The following is a 285-nucleotide window of genomic DNA, read 5'->3' on the forward strand; positions in this document are numbered from 1 at the left end:
CTGCCATGAGCGTGCGTCGATCGACGCGGCCAGCGCCATCAGGGCGAGCAGTCCCTCCGCCTGCTCGCCGTCCTCCGGCCATGCTGTTACCGCGTTCGCAGCTTTCGTCGTTGAACTTGTTGTCATCACTGCCCCTAGCATCAGTCGTGCCTAGCTGAGTTCGATTGGTTGGCGTTGCGCCGTCCTCGCATGCGTCGACGCGATGCCTCGGCGTCAGTGGACGGTCAGTGCGCTCACCCGCCACACCCCGAGACGGGTGGCTGTCATGTAGACCGCCAACGTGGA

Origin of the sequence: Rhodococcus sp. T7, from assembly GCF_009872365.1 — a bacterium.
Taxonomy (GTDB): Bacteria; Actinomycetota; Actinomycetes; order Mycobacteriales; family Mycobacteriaceae; genus Rhodococcus_F.